Annotated in this window: 14 protein-coding genes and 1 pseudogene; 4 read left to right on the top strand and 11 right to left on the bottom strand. The window is 39.3% G+C overall.

Annotated features, from left to right (window positions below; translation table 11 throughout):
- Window positions 1–26: 26 nt before the first annotated feature.
- The 7 genes from ACGTNI_RS01500 to ACGTNI_RS01530 form a co-directional block, all read right to left on the bottom strand.
- Window positions 27–2,327, bottom strand: a complete 2,301-nt coding sequence (locus ACGTNI_RS01500; protein ID WP_394459456.1) for a glycoside hydrolase family 65 protein — start codon at window positions 2,325–2,327, stop codon at window positions 27–29.
- A gap of 126 nt (window positions 2,328–2,453) precedes the next feature.
- Entirely contained in the window at window positions 2,454–3,458 is a 1,005-nt protein-coding gene (locus ACGTNI_RS01505; RefSeq protein WP_394459458.1) for a LacI family DNA-binding transcriptional regulator, read from the bottom strand.
- Between the two features lie 6 nt (window positions 3,459–3,464).
- A complete protein-coding gene (locus ACGTNI_RS01510; protein WP_394459460.1) occupies window positions 3,465–4,106 on the bottom strand; it encodes a YesL family protein in 642 nt (213 codons plus the stop codon).
- A 13-nt stretch (window positions 4,107–4,119) separates the two neighbouring features.
- Window positions 4,120–5,700 carry an FAD-dependent oxidoreductase gene (locus ACGTNI_RS01515; protein ID WP_394459462.1) on the bottom strand — a complete coding sequence of 527 codons (1,581 nt, stop codon included), beginning with the start codon at window positions 5,698–5,700 and terminating at the stop codon, window positions 4,120–4,122.
- Between the two features lie 13 nt (window positions 5,701–5,713).
- Complete coding sequence (locus tag ACGTNI_RS01520; protein WP_394459464.1) at window positions 5,714–6,565, bottom strand: carbohydrate ABC transporter permease; 852 nt, start codon at window positions 6,563–6,565, stop codon at window positions 5,714–5,716.
- A gap of 18 nt (window positions 6,566–6,583) precedes the next feature.
- Entirely contained in the window at window positions 6,584–7,453 is an 870-nt protein-coding gene (locus ACGTNI_RS01525) for a carbohydrate ABC transporter permease (protein ID WP_394459837.1), read from the bottom strand.
- Window positions 7,454–7,575: 122 nt separating this feature from the next.
- On the bottom strand, window positions 7,576–8,850 hold the full coding sequence (locus ACGTNI_RS01530) for an ABC transporter substrate-binding protein (protein WP_394459466.1): 1,275 nt from the start codon (window positions 8,848–8,850) through the stop codon (window positions 7,576–7,578).
- 410 nt (window positions 8,851–9,260) lie between these two features.
- Here ACGTNI_RS01530 and ACGTNI_RS01535 point away from each other — a divergent pair, with 410 nt between their 5' ends.
- The 4 genes and pseudogenes from ACGTNI_RS01535 (at window position 9,261) to istB (ending at window position 16,655) form a co-directional block, all read left to right on the top strand.
- Window positions 9,261–11,651 (top strand): McrB family protein, encoded by a 2,391-nt coding sequence (locus ACGTNI_RS01535; RefSeq protein ID WP_394459468.1) that lies wholly within the window; start codon window positions 9,261–9,263, stop codon window positions 11,649–11,651.
- 25 nt (window positions 11,652–11,676) lie between these two features.
- The gene (locus ACGTNI_RS01540) at window positions 11,677–14,172 is read left to right on the top strand and encodes a DUF2357 domain-containing protein (protein ID WP_394459470.1); all 2,496 of its coding nucleotides are present in this window, start codon (window positions 11,677–11,679) and stop codon (window positions 14,170–14,172) included.
- Window positions 14,173–14,339: 167 nt separating this feature from the next.
- A pseudogene (gene istA / locus ACGTNI_RS01545) lies at window positions 14,340–15,886 on the top strand (IS21 family transposase).
- A 1-nt stretch (window position 15,887) separates the two neighbouring features.
- Window positions 15,888–16,655 carry an IS21-like element helper ATPase IstB gene (gene istB / locus ACGTNI_RS01550; RefSeq protein WP_394459472.1) on the top strand — a complete coding sequence of 256 codons (768 nt, stop codon included), beginning with the start codon at window positions 15,888–15,890 and terminating at the stop codon, window positions 16,653–16,655.
- 398 nt (window positions 16,656–17,053) lie between these two features.
- Here the strand turns inward: istB and ACGTNI_RS01555 are convergent, their stop codons facing one another.
- From ACGTNI_RS01555 to ACGTNI_RS01570, 4 genes are all read right to left on the bottom strand, one after another.
- Entirely contained in the window at window positions 17,054–20,200 is a 3,147-nt protein-coding gene (locus tag ACGTNI_RS01555; RefSeq protein WP_394459474.1) for a glycoside hydrolase family 97 N-terminal domain-containing protein, read from the bottom strand.
- A 172-nt stretch (window positions 20,201–20,372) separates the two neighbouring features.
- Entirely contained in the window at window positions 20,373–21,194 is an 822-nt protein-coding gene (locus ACGTNI_RS01560; RefSeq protein ID WP_085507137.1) for a carbohydrate ABC transporter permease, read from the bottom strand.
- Window positions 21,195–22,079 carry a carbohydrate ABC transporter permease gene (locus tag ACGTNI_RS01565; protein ID WP_254901858.1) on the bottom strand — a complete coding sequence of 295 codons (885 nt, stop codon included), beginning with the start codon at window positions 22,077–22,079 and terminating at the stop codon, window positions 21,195–21,197.
- A 230-nt stretch (window positions 22,080–22,309) separates the two neighbouring features.
- Window positions 22,310–23,602 carry an ABC transporter substrate-binding protein gene (locus ACGTNI_RS01570; RefSeq protein WP_394459476.1) on the bottom strand — a complete coding sequence of 431 codons (1,293 nt, stop codon included), beginning with the start codon at window positions 23,600–23,602 and terminating at the stop codon, window positions 22,310–22,312.
- Between the last annotated feature and the right edge of the window lie 68 nt (window positions 23,603–23,670).

Here is a 23,670-nt window from a genome sequence, read left to right on the forward strand (position 1 = left end):
CTACGAATCGGGGCTAGGCACTTTATTCAATAGGAAGTATAAATAGGAGATTCCGTTTCTTTTTCTTTCGGTATCCCTAATTCAAGTGATGTCTCTATTCCCTGATGAAAAATGTTAACACCTTGTCCAGCCTTTAACGTATAAGTTACTTTCCCTTTAGTTAAATAAACATTGATAAGACGCTTATCATAGGTAATATTAAATTCTAAAGCATCCCACTCTTCAGGAAGTATAGGTGAAAAATGAATACCTGCTTCTTTAATTCTTAGTCCAGCAAATCCATATACTATTCCCATCCAGGTACCACCCATATTAGCCATATGCAACCCATCTTTTGTATTCCCATGGATATTTTCTAAATCCAATCTGGAAGTCTTACTAAAATAATTATAAGCTTTGTCTCTATAACCTAGTTTAGAAGCCATAATACTGAACACACAGTACGATAAAGAAGAGTCGTGTGTTGTGATTTTTTCATAATAGTTATAGGAATTTTCAATGGTTTCCCTATCAGTGAAATCTTCTAATAAAAAATGCGCAAGCACGGTATCCGCCTGTTTACATACTTGATGACGATATAACACAAGGGGATGATAGTTTAACAATAGTGGAAATTTTTCTTTTGGAGTGGAGCTGAGATCCCATAGTTCTTTTGTCAGAAAAGTATCATCCTGTTCATCTATTTTCAATTCTTCATTATGTGGTAGGAACATTGTTTCAGCAGCTTTTTCCCATTCACAAACTTCTTGTTCTTTCAAATTGAGTTCTTTCATTAAACTTGATAAACTCTCAGGATCATCACTGTTTAAACGATTGTATACTTTAACAGCCCACAATAAATTATATTTCGCCATAACATTTGTATAATAGTTGTTATTCACTATACAGGTATACTCGTCTGGACCCGTAACACTATTAATTCTGAATTGTTCTTTATAAAAGTGACCAGCATCTAGCCAAAGTCGCGCAGTTTCAAACATAACTTCTGCCATTTCTTTTTTCATGAATTCTTCATCTTTTGACACTAAATAATATTGCACATAACTATATGCTATATCTGCATTTATATGATATTGAGCTGTTCCTGCAGGGAAAAAAGCGGAACTTTCTCCCCCTGTAATGGTACGCCATGGGAATAAAGCTCCTTTTTGGTGTCCCATTTCTTTCGCCCTTTGACGAGCTTTATCTAATATAGAATAACGGTGCAATAATAGGTTTTTAGCAATCTGAGGATTTGTCATTAAAAAGACTGGGAACATGTATATTTCTGTATCCCAAAAATAATGCCCTTCATAACCCTCGCCTGACAAACCTTTTGCAGAAATATTGCTCATAGAATCTTTTCCGACAGATTGAAGTAAATGAAACATATTGAAACGGATTCCTTGCTGTAACTTTGTATCTCCTTCAATACGAATATCTGAAGTTTTCCAAAAATCATCCAAATATTGTATTTGCTCTTTCAAAAAATCTTCGAATCTATCATCAGCTATCCCCTGATGAAGGTTAAACGCCTGATCTCCAAGGTTTTCATTATATCTTAATGAATCCATGTAAATATTGTGTTTAGTAAAAGTCACGTTTTTATTGCCGGAGAGTGAATATGATTCTTCTATCTTTTTATCTTTTATTTTATGAGAGTACTCATAATCTTCCCTATCCAAAAAAGTTCTGGAAGCACAGCAAACTGACAATTTTGTTTCCAGTGTTTCAGCAATAGCAATTTGGCATCCGCTTTTTTCATATACATCTTTTACAGAAAGCAATTTTTCATGTGCAGAAGCTAAGCGAGGATCATCCGGATCCGAAAAGTTAGCCACATCACTGTCCAAAACAGAATTAATAGAAATCTCCTTGATTTCTGTTAGAGGCTCCACTTTTACTTCCTGCACAAATACTTCTTTTCTTACAAAAGAAACAAGCCTCTTGAACCATATTTTGATTTCTCTACCTTTCGGAGACTTCCAATGTACCATTCTTTCTGAATAGCCTTTATCCATCCTTAGCATGCGTTGATAATCTAATACTTCCCCCTGAAACAATGAAAACTTTTCCCCGTCGAGCCATATTTGTACGCTTTGGGAATCGATGATATTAAGCATTTTTTGCTGGGTATTAGGAAAACCGTAGAGCTTTTCCCCATATTTAATTTCTACCTCATCGTAGAAAGCATTAATGTAGGTGCCTCGTATAGTTTTATCGTTTTCCTGATACCCTTCTTCAAAATTACCTCTTACACCTAAGTAACCGTTCCCAAGAAAAAAAAGACTTTCTTCTGTCAAAAAATCGTTATGGTTTACTTCCTTACTTTCGATACTCCACGACATACCTTTAACACCCTTTACTACTTTTTACATTTATAGTAATACCGATTTGAATTAATGGAGGATATTACGTACCCTTTATGTAATTTCCTTAAATCTTTAAGCCCTTCCATACAGTTATTCCTGCTATTACAGATGTTTTACAGACTCCCTTTCAACAATTGTATGGGGCAGATATGTAACTACATCCTCCAGGCTTTCACCACTTATCATTTTTTCCAACTTCAATATTGCGTGTTTTCCTATTTCATACATTGGTTGGCTTATTGTAGTAAGCTTTGGGATACTCATTTGAGCGATTTTTGTATTATCAAAACCAAGGATAGAAATGTCTTCAGGAACATTAATTCCTTTGGTATTCAAAAAAGATATAGCTCCTAGAGCCATTTCATCACTTGCACAAAAAACTGCGGTTATTTTAGGATTTTTATCATACAAACGTTCCATTGCTTTATAGCTGGAATCATAATCAAAAAAACCAAATTCTATATTATTATTTTCTAAAGAAAGCTTATCGCGTAACCCTTGTTTAAACCCCATGTACCTCGGGAAACCAGCGATAGTGTCCGTTGTAGGGCCGCTGATCATTCCAATTTCAGTGTGACCTTTTTCAATCAAATATAAGGCTGCGTCATATGCTGCCTTCTCATCTTCTATTTTCACAGAAGGAATGTTATATTCCCTTGACTCCGTAGCAGCCAAAACGATAGGAAGGTCTATTTCATTGAATATTTGATAATATTCCTCGTTGATAGGATCACTGGTGAAGACGATACCATCCACCTGTTTTTCTTTTAAAACTTTCAAATAGCGAACCATTCTTTCTTGATTTCTATCTGTATTACAAAGTATTAAATTCACCCCTAATTCACGACCTTCATCTTCCATTCCTCTTATGACACCAGCTACAAACGGATTGGATATATCCGGAATCAACACTCCTATGGATTTAGTCCTTTTATATATAAGGCCCCGCGCTAATGCATTTGGGTGATAATTTAACTGTTTAATTGCTTTTAATACTTTTTCTCTTTTTTCAGTTTTTACACTTTCTGGTGCATTCAACACTCTGGAGACTGTACTTATAGATACCCCAGAAAGTTTTGCAACATCTTTTATCGTAATAGTTTTCATTATCAATCAACCTGTCCTCTCTGAATTCTTGCCGGATTTCATTTCAATTTTATAAAATAAATGGTTAGCCGTGGCTGCAATAAAAAAAGCTGGCAGGCTGACTGAAAGAAAAATCAGAAGAGGCGGCAAGTAAATGAAAATAAAATAACATAGAATCAGAGATAGAATAATGAACAATGTATAGAAAGGTTTCAGAAAAGAAACCAATACAGCCTGCTTGAAATATTGCATAAAGGATAAGTCATAATGGACATACACAGGAACTAAATAAATGATTGTTACAATATAAAATATACTGATAATCAATAATAAAAACTGAAAAACATTAGCCCAAATATTGTCTACCTGGTATAAAAAGTATAAATCAACAGCGATGATTGCTCCTATGAGAAGCATCGTATAAAATAGTAAATTCGCTTGTATGAAAGCACGCTTATAGTAGTATAGAAAAGTTTTGGTGATTTTAACTTCACTATCTTTAGGAAGCAGCTGTCTAATAACTGAAAACAAAGCAACAGTGGATGGGCCAATACCAGCCACTACCAGTCCTAATATAGTGAAAAATAGCCAAAGTATATTCAAATAAGCTATATTTGCAAACCAGATAAATATATTATTCAAAGTACCCATCCACTGCTTTTCTACCATTGCTACCCTTCCTTTAACGGATTTCTAACTGAGGCCATTCAATTTCTACGCCGTGACCCTTAATAAAATCCTGAAAATCACTTACGTGTGTTTCTTCATTATACAACTGCTTAGGCTCGATTTGATGATCCAAACAATATCCCGCAAGGAAACCTGCAGATTCACCAATGTTCCATTCCACTGGGTGCAGCCTGTAACATCCTTGGGTAATATGAGTAACACTTATATTTTTTCCAGCTGCAATCAAATTTTTGACACGCTTAGGTATAAGTGCCCCTAAAGGAATTTGAAAAGGTAAACTGGAAACATCAATATAATTGCGATCCCCTGTACTCGGATGAAGATCAATTCTATAACTTCCTACTCCAACCGAATCTTTGAAATACTCAGCTCGAACACCTTCCTGGTGATTTGGGCTGACATGCTGTTCTTTGACAGTAAATAACCCTTCGATTCTTCTAGATTCTCTGATATAAGGCTCAGCCATACCATCTTCGCTATCTACAATATCTTTTCTCAAGCGTAGTCCTGGATACCCTTTCCCTCCATCCGGTCTTGGAGCTTCTGTTTGCATCCAATAAAGGAAAGAAAGGGATAACTGTTTTGCTCCTTCAAGATGTTTTTCACGCTCTTCTTCACTTACATCAATAACAGGTCCCAGCCAGTAATCGATTTGCGGCCAGTTAACCATGATGATATCACTGTCGTACGTCCCCTCTTCAAAATTATCTTTGTCGATGATACGTCGGAAAAGCCATAAGGAATCAATAATGGATCTGCCTTCCTGTTTGAAAAGGTCACGCGTCCAAGGTTTAAGGTTTTCGGGGAATGGGTGGGTCCAACTTAAAAGCTTATCCGGCCAGAAATCAGGATGATACTCTTTCCAGAACTCATACTGTTCTGGCTTCTCTATCGTATGATTTTCGCCTTCCTTGTAATCTAATGCAAAACATAAACTAATCGCTTGCATATCCATTGGATCTGCTTCATCCAGTGCACTAGGTTCTCCAGTATCTTCTTTTGATTCTGCTCCTGTAACATATTCAACATTAGCTACCGGCAAAACATCCCCACACTCTGTAGCATCAAGAAAATATCCTCCGACGAGTTCTTTATTTTTTTTGGTTCTTACATTCTCTATAGTCAAAGAAGTAATTACATCTTTGTTTAATTCAGCACCAGCAACTCTGTGTTCTAATAATAAAGTAATGGAGCCACGAGAGATATAGGGAGCTAGCATATCATTTAACACAGCCAAAGCCACTTTAGGCTCGTGACATAGCCGGCTCACCCAACCGTTCCCAGGGTTAAGATTCCTCTCTCTTCTAGCTTTTGGAGTGAGAGGATAATGATTTCTATAATATTCACGGACACGATCTCTGAATTCACGGTATGTAGCAGTACAACCAAACTGTTCAATCCACGGATGTTCGTCAGGTGGGACTGCCTGCCCGGTCAATTGACCACCGATCCATTGGGTCTCTTCAGTCATGATTACACTTTTACCGCTTTTTGCGGCAGATAAAGCAGCACTTACACCGCCTACTCCTCCGCCTATAATGACAACATCTGCTTTTAAATTATTTTCACTCATTATAATCCTCCTTTTATCCTTTAACAGAAGTGCTTACTAAGCCTTCTATTATAAACCTTTGACCTATCAGAAAAATAATTATAATCGGAACGACAGAAGCAGTAGCTGCAGCCATCATTCCAGGATAATCTATAGAAAATTCTAATACAAAATTATTCAACCCAAGAGGCACAGTATACAAGTGTTCGCTGACCAAAAATACTAAGGCATCTTCATAATTGTTCCAATTCCAAGTAAAATCTAAAATAGCAAACGTAGCGATGGTAGGCTTAGCTAAAGGCAAACAAATGCGAAAAAAGATTTTGAAATGTCCTGCTCCATCTATAAATGCGGCCTCTGACAACTCTTTTGGCAGCGTGAGAAAAAACTGCCTCATATAAAATACACCAATTATAGTAAAAGCGGTTGGTAGTATTAAAGCCCAGTGAGTATTATATATACCGGCAAAATCAAACATGATAAACTTAGGCACAAATAATACTTGAGGTGGCACCATCATCATTGCCAGATATAACATAAAAAGAAGATTTCTTCCTTTGAATTCAACTTTGGCAAAACCATATGCAGCTAGAGCTCCTATGATAATTGCTGAACTAGTACCAATAACGGCTACTTTTAGTGAGTTGAAATAATAAAGTAAAAAGCTTGTATCACCGAACCATACCCTTTCATGGGGGGACCAATTGAACGTTGAAGGAAGCAAACTAAATCCACTTCCAAACACTTCCGATTGGCTTTTAAAAGAAGTACTTATCATCCAAAAAAACGGAATAATCATGATCAAACCGGCAATAATCATAATTATTGTCGTAATGAGCTTACTTTTGTTTCTTTTTTCATTTTGTACTGTAGTAGACTGTGGCACTTCCCATCTCTCCTCCTTTTAGTAATGCACCCATTTTTTTTGCCCGTACCATTGGACGAGAGTAATAATAAAAATAATCAGAAACAGCACGATTGCAATCGCAGAAGCATAGCCAAGTTCGTAATATCTGAAAGCAGTTTGATAAACATACAACGGGAGAATGTTCGTACTGTTAGCAGGTCCCCCGCCTGTTACAGCTTGGATTAAACCGAAATTCTTGAACGCATTGATTGTTCCGATGATGAATAAAAAGAACGTGATTGGACTTACAAACGGGAAAGTTACATAACGGACAATCTGAAACTTTTTAGCACCATCTATCATCGCTGCTTCTTCCAAACTCTTAGGTACATCTTGGAGGGCAGCTAGAAAAATTATAATGTTGAATCCCATGATCTGCCAGGCCGACATGATAACAATAGCCAGCATCGATGAATCAGTAGATGATAGCCATCCTGGAGGATTATCAATTCCGAACGTCATCAAGATATTATTGATAGGACCGTTAGACGGGTGGAATAACAACATCCATACAAACCCAATGGCAATACTGCTAATTAGATATGGCATAAAAAAAGTAGCTCTTAAGGCATTCTTAAAATATACGCTTTTATTTAAAATAACCGCAATTATAAAGCCTAGAAATATAGAGATCGGCACATGGAGCAAGTAATAAAAATTATTAACTAATGCCTCAAAAAACACCTGATCACTCAACAAACGTTTAAAATTTTCGAATCCTATAAACTCTCTTCCTATCCCTGCTGGCCCACTCCAATTAGTGAATGCAAGCACAAGTGAAAATATCAGTGGGAATAAGAAGAAAGTAGAAACACCTATTACACTAGGCAATATGAATAAGTATCCAATGTATTTCTGCCTTTTCATCCACTTCACGCTACTCCGCCTTTCCAGTACATTAGTTCTAAGCACAATATGATAAAAATAGGAAGAAGTAAGCTAATGAGGAAAAAATCCTTATTAACTTGCTTCTTCTTCAACTTTCATTATCAGTTACGTGAGAGATAATCGTTGTGGAAGCTCACCATGTTTTCTATCGTTTCATCAATGCTTTGATTTCCTAAGAAGTATTTTTCCAGTTCCTGATTGATGTTATCAAGGACTTGGTAGTTTGGCTCAAGCAAGATAGCCGTGTTTTCCACTTCATACGTACGATTCAAAGAGTCTACGTTATAAGTATCTTCTTTACCAGAAATAATCATTTCACGCGCTTCTTCCTGAGGACCTTTCTCAGAAGCAGGTACTCGTCCACCTGGTGCAAGTTCAATCATACCTTCCTCTGCATACCATTGGATGAATTCCCAAGCTTCATCTGGATGCTCAGATTCTGCCACAATGGACATCGCATCTTCCACATGGTGCGCTGGTGTACTCTGACCTTCAAAGTTCGGATATGGAACAAAGGCAATTTTGAAGTCTCTCGGATATTCATCCAAGTCGTTAGCTAAGCGCAGGCGCCATGCTCCTGCCTGGTACAAGCCGATTTCTCCATTAAGGAACATTTGCTCAGGAGCCATGTTAGTCGCTTCTTGTTCAGACAATTTAGGCATCACTTCGTCTTCATGCATCATTTGATAAGTAATTTCCAATCCTTTTTTGACATTTGGATGATCAAGGTTTGATTTGCCATCTTCTCCTACGAAACCTTCATCAATCAAGGCATTTTGAACTATTCCGTGAATATTGTTACTATCTAACGCGTAAGGATATTCGAACTCACCCTTAAGTTGTTTTGCAATATCCTGCAGTTCTTCCCAAGTTAGCTTTTCAGGAATATCTATCCCTTTTTCTTCCAGAACATCCTGATTCATCATTATAAAAATTGCATTTATGTTAGTTGGTAATGCATAATAACTATCCTTCATTTTCCATTTAGATGCAGCAGAACCAATATTTTCTTCGATGTAAGTTTCAACATCTTTATCGCTTAGATCCATTAAAAATCCGGAGTCCACTCTCTGTTCGTAATCATTTGGCGAATGGGACATCAAGATGTCCAGTTCTTCCCCTGTCTGCAATGCAGTATTCACCTTTAAGTTCCCATCTTCGTCATTAACGTATCTAGTGTATTCTACTTGCACATCGGGATTTTCTTCATTCCACTTATCAACAGCTTCTTGGGGTCCATTTTCCGCAGGAACCCCTCCCCAAAATTGCAAAGTAACTTCCCCATCATCACCAGTTGATTCTCCTTCATCTCCATTACAAGCGACCATTAATAAAATCAATGAAAAGAAAGTAAATATACCTAGGAATTTCTTCATTTGAGTGCCCCCTTCATAGATAAAACTTTTTTGAAAAGCTTTTCAAAACTTATCTTACCAAAATGAAAGCGCTACATCAACAAGAATATTAATATATTTCCTATTTTTCTGATAATTATTGAGTTTCTGGTTTGTTTTTAAGTCGTGTTTGTATAAATATATTTCGAAAAGCTTTTCATAATTCGTTTTTTTACATAAGACCTAAAAAAGCCTATATCAGTTAAATAGTTTCTATAATCTAATTATATTAAGTTCTCCTTATTAAATATTGAAAAATATGGTAGGTTTAGAAAACTTTTTTGTAGAGCTATAAATGTATCCCATGAACTGCTTTCTCCTGTTCGTATATTAGAAATCATTTCCTTTTGTGATACCATTAATATAAAACACCCCTGGCCGGAGGAATTTCCATGTTAAATAGATTTATAGTAGATTTTGCTAAACAACTAGAAACGATTTATACATTAGGTACAAAAGCACCTAATTACATAGTGTCATCAAGCGACAATGGTATCCATGTAGAAACTAGATCTTCTCGCAAAAAGTATCAAGACGGAGAAAAACAAGTTCCTTATGTACTTATCCAATATAAATGGTTGGAACAAGCGCTGGATATCTTACTCAATAAAAAAACGGTTAACGATCAGGATTTTATAGATTTAGGACGTAGGCATTCTTTTATCTTGGCTTTTTTATCTTACTTACCTTTTGTGGAAAAGCTCGATAATTATCGGATCCAAATAAAAAAATTCAACACTTTATATTTACCGGAAAGTAATATCGATCAAATACTTACCATGCTACAGGAGCTAATAAATGAAGAATATTCTGCAGATGAAATCCGTCAAGCATTTACAAAAGAGAATATCCAACGTTTAAAGTCAAACGCTCGACAAAGTTTGCGACTGCTAGGGTATTTAGACAGTGATAATAGATTAATCAACCATGATAACTCTTTAGAGGAACTTAGAAACCAGATGCTCCAAAGCCCGTTCATTCATATGGTTTATGAATTGTTAAAAGTTATGCCGAACTACACCAAGAATGAAAAGTTTCAAGTGGTTAAAGAGATTGCCTACTTAACAGTAGTAAGTTCCAGAGACCAAACAACTATTAAAGAATCTGTAGCGGATTATCGAATAAGAAATATTTTTAACTGGCTAATATATGCGGAAATAATAGATGAGGATGGGAATGTGTTCGAAATGCCTGACGAAACTAGCAATCGTAATTACTGGTGGGTTAATCAAGGCCAAACAGCGAAAGACGAAGTAGAGGGCGGCTTTTTATGGGCTCCTAAGAAAAACAAGCAAGGCACTCCGCTCACCCATCATACGGATTTATTAAAAGCTAACCCTGGAGACGTCGTGTTTGCTTATTCTCAAGGAGCTATCCACTCTATATGTGAAGTAACAGAAAAAGCTATCACCAGTAAGAAACCATCTACGTTTACTACGGACCAATGGGGTGAAGATGGCAACCTTCTCCGTGTCCAATATTATCCTCTAGACCCAAAACTCAAAAAAATTACTATTCCCGAGGATAAACGCAAACGAGAAACAGGTCCATTCGATGTTAATGGCAATGTGAAGCAAGGTTATTTTTATCCGGTATCGAAAGAATTTGCTGGGTATCTACTGAATAATTATTCTGATGTCTTTCCAGCTAAGTTTATTCCTAACCAACCGAAGCGTATAGTTACTAATCTCTCAGATGAAGAACTAGTCGATCATGTATACAACTACATCCAGAATGAGGGCTTCTATTATCAAAAAGAAGAAGTGAAGAGTCTCTATCTCGCCTTACAAACGAAGCCATTTGTCATTCTTTCCGGTATATCGGGAACAGGAAAAACGAAAATAGTAGAGAAGTTTGCTAACAGTATCGGAGCAACAGAAGAAAACGGCCAATTTCACCTTATTCCCGTTCGTCCAGACTGGAGTGATGGTTCAGAACTGATTGGCTATGAAGATATCAAAGGAGACTTTAAACCTGGCCCACTAACAAAGGTGCTCCATGAAGCAGAAAAGAACCCTGAACTTCCCTACTTTATCCTATTAGATGAAATGAACTTGGCAAGAGTAGAATACTATTTTAGTGACTTATTAAGTGTCATGGAGAGCAGGAAGTGGTTAGGAGATCGAATTGTAACTTCCCAGGTCCCTACACCAGAAAGCTTTGGGAAACGAGTCATCATTCCTGATAATGTCTATATCATCGGTACCGTTAATATGGATGAAACTACTCACCCATTTAGTTCTAAGGTGTTAGACCGTGCCAATACAATGGAGTTCAACAAAGTAGATCTTGGTTTCTTTCCAAGTCTTACTGAAAATGAACAAGAAGTAGAAGCTTATCCCGTTACAAATGACGTCCTAAAGACCAAGTATTTAACCTTAAAGGATGCGTTAGCTGACCATCAAGCTCTGATTCAAAATACGACGAATCGACTGATCGAGATCAACAATATATTGAAAAAAAATAATAGTCATTTTGGTTACCGTATTCGTGATGAGATCTGTTTTTATATGATTTACAACAAACTCGGTGGCTTAATGACGAAAGAAGAAGCCTTCGATCGCCAACTACTCCAAAAAGTGTTACCAAAGCTAAATGGGAGTGACTACGCTACCGCTGAAATTATCGGAGAGCTATTTACGTATTGTACAGGCCAGTCCTATGATATTTCGAACTATGAACAAGCGATCGAACATGCTAAATTCCCTAAATCAGCGGAAAAGCTAGCAACTATGTATAAGAATCAAGAACAGCATGGTTTCACTTCATTTTGGTTAGGATAACAGCGGGCAAAGGAGGTGGACAGGCATGTCTCACGCTAATGATACAACACTATTAGAAATCGACCATGAAGAGTTCTCTGTGCACTTAAAAGGTCGCCCATTTAACAGTCGCTTTGAAAACCTAAAAATCTATAAGAATAAAGTAAACCTAGCGCAACAAACGATGATATTAAGGATCCAAACTCTAGAAGGTGCAGATATACATGTATTTAATCCGTTGTTAGAGAAAATGGTGGAACTAGAGGGCGGGCCATTTGCCCCTATCTTTTTTGAAAATGAAGTCTATCAACTAGTAGTTCATTCTAAGACAGGGGAAGACCTGTCCTTCTATCATGAACACCCGTTAGTACGAAGATCAGTTAGCAAGGAAAAAGTGGGGAATATTACCTTTTTGATGGGACAGCTACAATTTATGAACGAAGTCGGCTTAACGCAATTTAATATCCTAGATGGTAACCGAACGCTTGCTGACATTACGATCGAACTGTTCCCTACAAAGCTTGATTATAAAGTAGATTATAAACGCCTGTTGGAGGAAGTAAGTGAAGAAATTTATAACCTAGCGTTTCATTTTATGAAAAAGACATTTATCGGGGCTTCTAAGATTTCATCGAAGTCCCCTTCTCCCGCAGAGTTTTACAGGTTACTGAATCATTATTTTAAGCAATTCTTAAACGCCATCCATCTCATTGAAAGGCAGCCTCACCATCAACTAAAAACGGAATATCACAAGGTAAGAGGCGATCAATTAAAAAGAACGGATAGCCGATCGCGGCAATATTTACGGAAAAGGCCGTATTTGTTCAAAGAGACCAGCAATGGTATTACCATAGATGACAAGCAACGAATGCCAGAAAGAGGGTTGAACGCCAAAAAAATTCTCTCTTACGACACACTAGAAAATCGCTTTGTAAAATTTATGATAATACGATTACAAGATAAGATTAGATCATTAAGCCGCGATGTCGAACGTTATTTAAGCAATTCCCCTACTGCTGATCGTTCGATACTGGATGAGTTAACGTACATGCAAATGAAACTGCAAGCTATTGAGAAGTCACCCTTCTGGCGCCAAATTAGCCGACTGGATCGATCGGTACTCACCCTTGTTATGCAAATGAAGCAAGGTTATCGTGATGCTTATATGATTTATTTAGTTTTATCGCAAGGTCTATCACTTCAAGGTGAGATCTTTAAAATGTCAGTAAAAGACGTAGCTACCCTTTATGAATACTGGACATATTTAAAGATGGGGCAAATTCTGCATAACAGGTACGAAGCTGTCGATCAGGACATTATAAAAATTAAACAGAACGGGCTATTTGTGGATCTCGATCAAAGCAAATCTGCCAAACGAAGATTCCGACACCCTTTTACTGAAGAGCTCATTACTCTTAGCTTCCAAGAAAGACACCAAGCTCCTCCGACAGTAAGACAAAAACCAGACATCATGTTGACCGTAGAAAAGAAAGGTCACACTTATGCTTATAACTATATTTTTGATGCAAAATACCGGATTGATTTTGGACAGACAGAAAAAGAAATCTCTACTCCTGGCCCAATGGAAGACGATATCAATACTATGCACCGCTACCGTGATGCCTGGATTTATAAAAATAACGGACCTTATGAACGCTATGCCTTTGGAGCTTATGTGTTATTCCCTTGGATGGATGAAGAAAATTATGAATCCCATCCGTTTTACAAAAGTATCGATGAAGTAAATATCGGTGGGTTCCCGTTTTTACCGAATACTATCCGGCTGGTTGAGGAATTTCTGGAACACTTAATTGAAAGTAGTCCTGAGGATTTGCAAACTCAAGGCATCTTACCAAAAGGGGCGCTGGAATATTGGGAGTCTTCTCTCGATGAAAAAGTACTTGTAGGGGTTGTTAACGACAATCGCCGATTTACTGCTCATATCCAGCATCGCTTCTACCATATTCCATTAAATCAAGTAAAGAAAGGCTGGCAAGAAGCGAAGCACATCGCCCTCTATATTACTCAGAAGGCTGCAGATAGTGGAGCACCAAATGGGATCACTTATTATGGAGAAATAACCAATGTAGAGATCGTAAAACGATACGAACTAAAAGAGGTACCTAGCCGCTCTCAAGCGTTGTATGTAAAGTTTACAGTTAGCAAATGGAATACACTTAATAAGACCATACGTCCGGTTGGTTACGGTATTCAAGTTTATACTTTAACCACACTAACAATGCTGAAGCATGCAAAAGATCTACCGGAGTTATTTATGAAATCAAAGACAGAACTAAAGCTATGGCGTTTCCTGAGGAGATATTCGAATAAGGTACAAACAAGGCTAGACCATACGCATTTGGATAACTCAACAGGTGTGGAGTCGTTTGGTATAGGACGTAGTAAGATTAAATTGGATGAATCACATAACCAACTTATTATTATTGATGCCTCCGGTAGTCAATTTAAGGCGTCACTTAAAGAGTTTAAGCGGGCACCTGTATCGGTTTATAAAAGCATCCAGGAGGTGTTAAATGAATAAAAAATGTTTATGGCATTATAAAAATGTAGGTTACGGAAGGCCTTTGTAACTGCTAGACTAAATTCAACAGTTTCCGCTTGATAGAATTGAACACTTTTTCATCAATTAAACTTTCTAATCAGTTAAACTTATCGAGTATATAAGTTTCTGATTGGAGGTTTAAAGGAGTGGAAAGGTTGGAAAAGCATGTTTACGTTCATCAGTTAAAAAGAGAAGGGTTTAGCATAGCGGCGATTGCCAGGAAATGCGACCTTTCGAGAAACACAGTTTATACGTACCTAGAAATGGATTTTCAAGAAGCTGGGTTGGTGGACTAAGTATAAGGAAAAGAAAGCTTGATAATTATCAATCGCAAATTTTGAACTGGCTTCAAGAACATCCAGATCTATCCGCCTCTCAAATATCAGATTGGCTCGAGGAACGTTGTTCCTTCACAGATGTTGGAGAAAGTACGGTTCGTACTTATGTGAGAGAACTTCGGGAAAAGTATCATATTCCCAAAGTGCTTCATACCAGAACTTACGAAGCTCTAAAAGAATTACCCATGGGCAAACAAATGCAAGTTGACTTTGGAGAATTAAAAGTAAAAACCTCTCAAGGAAAATCGATTAAACTTTATACCATCGCATTTGTTCTCTCCCACTCTCGATACAAATATATAGAATGGCAGGTTCATCCTTTTACTACTAAAGATGTATTACGGTCTCATGAAAATGCCTTTGAATATTATGGTGGGATCACAGAAGAGATAGTCTATGATCAGGATAAGTTAATTGCAGTTAGTGAAAATGGAGGAGACGTTATATTCACCGAGGAGTTCCAAGCATATAAAGCAAACCGCAACTTCCGAGTATACCTATGTAAGAAAGCAGATCCTGAATCCAAAGGAAAAATAGAAAGCGTTGTTAAATTTGCGAAACAAAATTTTGGAAAGAACAGAGTCTTCCACAACATTGAAACGTGGAATGAGCAATGTCTAGCCTGGTTAAAACGAAAAGGGAATTTCCAGGTACATAACAATACAAAAAAGAGACCTGTCGAAGTGTTTGCCCTGGAAAAGCCACACTTACGAAAAGTCTCCCTACCACTCTCTTTCGAGAGCAACCTTGATACAAGTATAGCAAGAATGGTTCATAAGGACAAGGTCATTAAGTATAAGTCAAACCGATACTCCGTTCCGTTAGGAACCTACCGCCCAGGAGAAAGCAATACAGTCTATGTCCAAGAAGAGAATGAAAAGCTTGTCATTAAGAAAACAAAAGATGGAACACCTATAGCTACTCATGCAATTAACACTGGAAAAGGAAAGCTTATTAAGAATAAAGATCATTCAAGAGATCGTTCCAAAGGTATCATTGCATATATGGAGACGGTCAAGAAATCCTTTGAAAATGAGGATAAGATTGAGACCTTTCTAAGTGAAATCCATCAGCGGTATCCAAGGTACATCCGAGATCAACTCCAAATTCTACAACGTGCTGTGAGAAGTTATGAGCCTTTTATTAATCAGGCGATTAACATTTGTGTTCAGGAGAATTTATGGAGTGCCAATGACTTTCAGGATGTAGATAAGCACCTTTCTAGAATTGAACGAAAAAGCGATGCCATCTCGGGATACGAAGATATTCCTTCCCAAGTTCCTACGGAACTAATAAAACAAAAAGCAACTTTAAGGGATATGGATGGCTACCTTAAAATTCTAGGAGGTGCTTGATATGGGAGGATCAGTCGAGCGGCTGCAAAATCAATTTCATCAATTAAGAATGTCAGAAACATCTAAAGAGCTCCCTGCTTTCCTCAGGAAAGCAGAAGCTCACCCCTGGACATACCAAGAGTTGCTTCATGAACTTCTCACTTATGAAGAAAAACGTCGAGAAGAAAAGATTATTCAAAAACACTTGAAGTGGGCGAAGTTTCCTTATGAGAAAAGCCTGGCAGAGTTTAAACATGATGAACAACCTTCGCTTAGCGAGCGGCAGCTAAGGCAATTAAAAGAACTCTCATGGTTGGAGCAATTATTTAATTTGATATTTCTTGGACCGCCCGGCGTAGGTAAAACTCATTTGGCCATTGGATTAGGATTAGAGGCGATTCAACGGGGCCATCGAGTTGCATTCATATCTATGGGAGAGTTGGTCCCATTATTAAAGACAGAAGAATACATCCGCAAAGCACAGCTACGCCTCAAGCGTATAAGAGAATCTGATCTAGTCATCGTTGACGACCTAATGTATATGGCAATGGATCAGCATGAAGCTAATTTGTTTTTTCATTTAATCAATCATTTATATGAAAGAAGTTCAATCATATTGACATCAAATAAAGGACCTGAGGAGTGGGGAGAGTTACTAGGCGACCAAGGAATTACCACGGCTATTTTGGATCGTTTACTGCATCGATCTGAGGTAATTCATTTAAATGGCGATAGCCATCGAATAAAACATCGTCAACCTTTATTTGAATCGAAAAGTGTTCAAAATTAATGAGCAAAAAGTGTTCAAAACTACTTGACGGTTACACAGATGAATGACATTTATTTTTATTCAATTTTTAAACGTTTTTTGAAGCATAAAAAGTACATATAATCCAAAAAGTTTAGTAGTTGCAGCGTAAATAAAACAAAGAATAAAAGCATTACTAAGAACAACGTTTCCTTTAAAATGCGTTTTAAAATTTTAACCGCTATACCAAAAGAAAGTTTGAATGCAAAAAATTCATATCAAGCAGTGCCTGACCCCCACCATAGTAAAGCGTTAACTCACTGGGGGTCAGGCCTTTTTTCAAACATTAAATGATTAGTCTGCCTCTAAAAATTTTATTGTCCCTAATATAAAAATCTCCTTCCTTACTAGAAATCTGGCAGGAAGGAGATTTTTTCACTTTATTCTTCTATAGGCAGTACCTCTATCGGATCAACAGGACCTTGATAGAGTCCTCCGCCACCACCCGCGTCAAATACACGGATGCTGATGACATTTTCTTCCCCGTACTTGATAGTTTCAGCAGGAATGACATATTCTCGATCCCAATCCCAGGCCGAAATCATTCCTTCTTCCCCATCACCGGTCGGAAATTCACCGGATTGGGCAACTTTTTCACCATTAACATAGGTAGCGTCGACGTCATCTATTCTACCCAGTCTGACTTTCAGCGAATGTCCTTCCCATTCGGACGGGATCTCGATGGTTTTCCTGTACCAACCATATACATTGTCATCATGGTAATCCGAATGGTCTTCCCAGCTGGATGGAAGGGTAACTTCCTGCCATTGGCTGTCATCATAACCTGGTTCTTTCCAACTCATATCGTCACCTTTTTGGAACAGCCAGGTCCCCGCCATTTCAATTACTGGCAACGCTACCGTCTTGGCATCAACGTCTCCAATGGCAACTTGATAGATTCCCGCTTCATCAGGAGCTTGATAGCTGAAAGAAACTTCTGTAGTGCCCCCTCCAGGTCCGGCAGGTACCTCAACTACTTGACTGTCTACAACATCCCCGTTAAAGGTTAATGGCACTTCTGTAGTTCCTGCATAACTTCCATAGTTAGTGACAGTGGCTTCAGTTGTGATGATTTGATCGTCTACGGCAACCTCAAGGTCGCTATAGCTGAAGGTCGGCTCCTTTTCCCTCACTGTAATTGTTTGACTATTGAGGCCTTTGATACTTACCTGATGCTTTCCTATTTCAAATAGTTTATTCGAGCTTAAGGTCACTTCATTTGTCTCCCCAGGGGCGATTCGCACCTTTTCATCAGCTACAGTTTTCCCGTCAATTTGCAGCTCCAATTGTTTACCACCAATAATATTCCCTTCATTCGTGACTTCTACCGTCACATCAAACTCATCATTGGATTGGATTGTTTCCGGAACTTTTGTATATTCCATGGAAAGAACCGGTGCTTCATATTCTGGCAGCTCTTTTACGTTTTCCTCATCAGCAGGGTAAATTCTTACAGCATGGCCACCACCTGCTGCCATCGAAGCTGTCAGTGTATCCTTGGAATCAACTATCACCTTGTCGATGGATACTGGTGTAGGATTTGATTCTAAATCAGCTTCGGGTCCATCTGAATATATTTCAGCCACATATTTCTCTCCGTTGTCTAAGAAATCAAGTGCTACATCCAGGTCTCTCGCTTGTTCATCGGTTATACTTCCGATATACCATTCTTCTCCACTGCGGCGGACAATCGTAGCATAATCCCCTATTTCCGCATTTGGAACTTTAATATCATCCCATGTGACCGGTACATCTCTGATAAACTTGAATTCTGGCAGGATATTGCCTTCTTCATCTTTATAGTTCTCCGGCAAGTCAGCGGCCATCTGCGTTCCAGTGGTGATGGTTACATAAAGTGCCAGCTGTTTGGCACGTGTGGAATGTACCCTGGTGTCCGCATGAGAAATTTCAACGTCAAAGATACCTGGCGTAAAATCAATCGGTCCAGCCATCATTCTGGTAAACGGCAGAATCGTATCATGCTCTGGCGGGTTGTTTTCATCCCCGAACGCTGCATATTCCATCCCCATTACACCTTCACGACTCATCCAGTTTGGATACGTACGTTCCAGACCAGTCGATTTGATAGGCTCATGCGTATTAATCATAATTTCATATTCGGCTGCTTTCTTAACGGCATTATTATAGTGGTTCACCATATATTGTCCATGGTGTTTTTGTCCTTCCGGGTTGTGAATGCCGTGATCGGCGACATACCCACTCTTGATCGCATGAATTCCGAGATCTTGATATAAACTGTAGGCATCATCCATCTGCTCTTCGTAATTCAAAATATCTCCGGACGTTTCATTATGCATGATATAGGAAACATTTCGATCTTGCGCATACTGGACGACTCCTTCTAAATCATAGTCAGGGTATGGTTCAGTAAAACTAAACAGATGACCATTATCTATCCAATTACCATCCCAGCCTATATTCCAGCCTTCAACTAAGAGACCAATATTTTGATTTTCCGTGTCGAGATAGTTATGAGCAAAATCGATATATCTTTTAGCGTTCTCGGTTGTGGCTCCATGTTTCTCTCCTGATGACCAGGTTGACTTACCACTAATCATTTCCCACCAGACACCGACATATTTCATCGGCTCAATCCAGGATGTATCCTCGATGGCGGATGGTTCGTTGAGGTTTAAAATCATATCCGATTCAACAAGATCTCCGGCATTTTCACCGATTTCAATCGTTCTCCACGGTGTCTCGACCGGCAGGCTGTCTTTTTTCACTTTTACCTCACCGTCAGGCCATGGTGCCAGATAACTCTTCAGTGTATTTTCTTCATTATCCACCGCCTTCAGTGCCATTCCGGAATAATCGATAAGAGCAGCTTCGTGGATAGTTAGGTGGATGCCTTCCGGTGTTTTCATGGTAAACGGTGTGCTTACTTCATCTACTTCACTCAAAGGTGTTTGATTATAATTATATTCGTAGCTGTCCCAGTCATTCTCGATCCACCAGGATGTATTATTGCTGGAAAACCGGAACTCCGTCTCCTCTGAAGTAATTTCCAGGTTTTCATCTAGATTGTCTTGTTCTGGCAACTCATAACGGAAGCCGACTCCATCATCATACACCCGGAAAATGAGGTTCATCTTCCGATTCAGATTACCCTTTTCCTGCAGATAAACAGTCATTTGCTTGTAATGGTTTTTGATTTTTTTCTTTTCGCCCCATACAGGCTCCCAATGTTCATTGAAGTTTTCTATGGAGGTGTCAACGATCTCAAAGTTGCTATCCAGAGGAGCTTGCTCTTTGAAGTGAAATCCTAAGGAAGAAGGCTTAACCAGGCTCGTACCTTCATAAGCGATTTGATATTGAGGTACTCCCTCATCTGTCAGCTGGAAATCAACATTTACCTTTCCATCCGGGGAGTGAACCGAAGTTTTTACTTTCTTATTATTATTGGTGCCTGATTTTTCTGGACCATTGGCCCAAACCAGGCTGGCAGTTAACGATAACATGATGACAAAAACAAACAGCCCTAGGAAACTTTTTTTAATAGCCATGATTTCCTCCTTTTTTTATAAAAGTTATCTAGTGTTAAACACTGCCCCCCTTTCTCACCAAATTAGATAACGCTTTCATGCATTCTATCATGGTGAGAAGGGGGGATAAATTCCTATCTATCTTCATTTTTTTGTCCTGGTCTGTACTATTTTGTCATAGAAACTGAGCAATTTATCCTTTCACAGAACCAGCCAACAGCCCTCTCACAAAAAATTTGCCTAAAAAGATGTAGACAAGCAATGTCGGTAATGCTGCAAGTAATGCCCCGGCCATCTGGACGTTCCACTGGACGATCTGGCTGCCGGACAAGTTCTGCAGGGCAACCATAACTGGCTGCTGGGCTGAAGTTGTGATTGTGACCGCGAACAAAAATTCGTTCCAGATGTTCGTAAACTGCCAGATGCCGACCACCACGAAACCAGTGATCGAGAGCGGGAACATGATATGCCGAAAAATACCAAGGAATCCAGCTCCATCGATTTTCGCTGACTCGATCATGGAATCGGGGATGCTGGCATAGAAGTTCCGGAACATCAACGTTGTGATTGGCAGTCCATAGACAACATGGACGAATACCAGACCGGCGATGGAATTGTACAAGCCGATTTCACGCAAAAATTGAATAAGTGGAATTAAGATACTCTGGTACGGGATGAACATCCCGAACAATATTGCAGTAAACAGCACATCCGATCCTTTGAATTTCCACTTGGAAAGCACATAGCCGTTTAAAGAACCGAACAGTGCCGATAGAATTGTTGCCGGAATGACCAGGTAGAAACTGTTCATCAGGTTAGGCGCCAGCCGTGTAAAAGCAGTAACGTAACTGCTGAAATCGATTGTGGTCGGAAGCTTCCACATATCAGCAAGAGTAACTTCCTGGAGCGGCTTAAAGCTTGTCACCAGCATGACGTAGACAGGCATCAGATAAAATAAAGTAAGCGCAATAAGAATCAGGTAAATGATCGGGCGTGTCAAAGTCCTCACCGCCATTTAGGCGTCCCCCTTTCGACTCGAAATCAGATACGGAACGATGAAAATAGCGACAGACAGAAGCATGATGATTGCAATAGCCGCTCCATTTGCATAATAGTTTCCGCGGAAGGTTGTTTCGAACATATAAACCCCCGGCACATCGGTAACGTAATTTGCGCCAGGGCCTGTCATCGCATAGATGAGATCGAATATTTTCAGGGAGATATGCGCCATGATAATGACGACACTGATAGTAATCGGCCGCAGCATCGGCAATACCACTTTCCAATACACCATAAATTCAGACGCTCCATCCATTCGCGCCGCTTCTCTCACCTCTTCTGGAATGGCGCGTAACCCAGCAAGGTACATCGCTACCGAAAAGCCGGTCATCTGCCATACTGCCGCAATAACAACCGCAATAAGTGCCACTGGAATCCCGAACTCAATTTTCCCCCATTCGACACCAGGGATTATCGTCGTATCGGTGTACCATTTCGATTCCAAACCAATTTTGCTTAAAAACAGGTTCACGCCAGTCGAAGGGTTCAGTAACCATTGCCATACCACACCCGTAACAACAAACGATAATGCCATCGGGAAAAAGAAAATATTGCGGAATAAAGATTCCTGCCTGATTTTCTGATCCAACAGGATTGCCAGGGTAATTCCGACAACGATGACCGCTCCAATAAAAAATAAGGTAAAAAATAATGTGTTACGTAGATCTGCCTGGAAACGGTAGTCCTGGAACAGGTTCACATAGTTTTCGATTCCCGCAAACGAAAAGTCGGGTACCAACGTATTCCAGTTGCTCAGGGACACAAAACCTGTCCAGCCTATGAAGCCATAAACGAATATACCAAGCAGAATAACGGACGGCGCTAAAAATGCCACCGCCATCCAGTGGTCTTTCGTTACCGCTTTTTTCTTCTTTTTCTTTTCGGATTCTACTTTGTATTCTGTCTCAGTTGAATGATCCACAGAGGATCGTGCTGGTTCCATCGTAAAACCTCCCTCTACTCAGATGAAATATCACTCGGCTTGTCGCCAAGTCCTTTTTGCCTAAAGCTTTAGTACACTTTTGTAAAATAAAATAAAGGGGGAAGAGTGTGACCTCTACCCCCTTCCGGTTATTTTAGTTCACTTGCTGCCTGCTCTAATGAGTCGATGAACTGTTCGGTATCCTGTTGTGTTACGAAGATGTTCACCGCCTGATTCACTTTTGTCAGGAACCCTTCTGCAGCAGCGGATCCGTGAGCAAGACTCGGCGCCAGTTTTGCTTCATTAAAATCCTCAATCGTTTCCTTGCCATATTCATCATACTTGGAAACGTCCGCATCTTTGCGGGCTGGAATCGATCCTTTCAACGTGTTGAAAGCATCCTGTCCTTCCACAGAACCAAGTACGCTCAAGAATTTTTTGACATCATCAGGATTTGATACACCTTTTGGAAGACCAAATGTATCGGTGACTACCATAAACTGACCGTCCGTGCCAGGAGTTTCCGTCCACCCGAAATCTTCTTTTACTGTTAGCTCAAGATCGTTTACGAAATAACCTTTCGCCCAATCTCCCATCACATTCATTGCCGCTTCGCCATTGGCTACCAGCTGTGATGCGTCCTGCCAGTTACGGGAACTGTGGTCTTCATTCACATATCCAAGCATTTTTTTGAAAGTTTCTACCGCAGCAACCACTTGGTCATCTGAAAATGACAATTCACCATTGAATAGCGCATTGTAATTATCAATACCAAGTTCACCAAGCAATACCGTTTCGAAAAGGTGTGTAGCTGTCCAAGGCTCTTTATCACCAAGTGCTAATGGTGTAACACCTGCTGCTTTCAATTTATCTGCCGCTTCAAAAAATTCATCGAACGTCGTCGGTACGTCGATGCCGTTTTCCTCGAATACTTTCGTGTTATACCAAAGGACGTTGCCACGGTGGATATTTACCGGTACCGAATAAATATCCCCATCCTTACTGACCAAATCTATCAAATCCTGCGGAAATTTATCTTCCCAGCCTTCTTCTTCATACAAATCGTTCAATGGTTCCATTTTCCCTGCTGCTACCCAGCCTTCATTCAATTCAGCTCCGCCATGGACCTGGAAGGTTGCAGGAGGATCGTCACCCTGCATCCGGCTTGCGAGTACTGCTTTCGCATTCGTTCCAGCTCCTCCGGCAACCGCTGCATTTTCAACTTCTACGTCCGGGTGCTTTTCTTGGAACAACTCTATCAATGCATTCAAGCCGTCTTCTTCACCAGCACCTGTCCACCAGCTGAAGATATCAAGCTTGGCGTCGCCATCACTGCCTCCACTGCTTCCGTCAGCTTCATTAGAACTTGAGTCACTGCAGGCTGCAAGCGCCAATATTAGTGCAAACATAAGCGATACAAACGTCCACTTCTTCTTATTCATTACAAACTAACCCCCTAAAGAATATTTATGAAACCGCTATCATTTAAAATATATCATGGGGGTTCTTC

The organism is Thalassobacillus sp. B23F22_16 (assembly GCF_043496955.1).
GTDB classification, from domain to species: Bacteria; Bacillota; Bacilli; order Bacillales; family Halobacillaceae; genus Thalassobacillus; species Thalassobacillus devorans_A.